Origin of the sequence: Candidatus Thiosymbion oneisti, assembly GCF_004359955.1 — a bacterium.
GTDB lineage: Bacteria > Pseudomonadota > Gammaproteobacteria > Chromatiales > Chromatiaceae > Thiosymbion > Thiosymbion oneisti.
The window spans coordinates 1-644 of sequence record NZ_SMSC01000126.1 but is presented as its reverse complement, the minus strand read 5'-3'; the positions used below and the strand labels follow the sequence as shown (position 1 = coordinate 644).

Annotated in this window: 1 protein-coding gene; it reads left to right on the top strand. The window is 61.6% G+C overall.

Translation table 11 applies throughout. The annotated features are described in order from the left end of the window. Positions 1-644, top strand: a 644-nt coding sequence (locus tag E1958_RS19725) for a transposase (RefSeq protein WP_166664718.1), incomplete at both ends; no start/stop codon positions are given.

Genomic DNA, 644 nt, shown 5'->3' with positions numbered 1-644 from the left:
ACGTGATCTGGAAGCCTACACGCAGGACCTTGATACCAATGACGAGCAGGAAAACCACGTGGGCGACGGGCTCGGTGACGCCCCCGCGCTTGCCGACAAGTTGGAGAAGCTCAAGGAACGCCAGGCGCGCAAGCCGGCCCAACTCAAGCCGTTGGAGGCAAGCGGTGAGACCCAGTTTTCCCGGACTGATCCCGATGCGCGCGCTTTGAACAAGGGCAACCAGCATGTGACGGGCTATAACGTGCAAAGTAGTGTCGATGACAAACATAAGCTCATCGTGCACCACGAGGTCACCAACGCCGGGAACGATCAGAACCCGCTCAGCGGTCAATGCCAAGCGGCCATGGAAGTCATGTCGGTCAACGACATCACGGTGGTTGCTGACAGCGGTTACTCCAGTGAGGCGCAACTGGCCGCCTGCCAAGAGGCCAACGCCACGGTCTATGTCCCCATCCCGGACAAGCACAAGGCCATCGCCAGCCAGGGCCGCCTCAGTGGCAAGCATTTCCATTACAACGGTGCCACCGATGCTTATAGCTGCCCCGCCGGCGAGTTGTTGCCCCCGCGCGGTCAGCCGCACCAGAAGAACGGCATTCGGCGTACTCGCTACAGCCGTCCCGCCAGTCAGTGCCGGGACTGCCCGC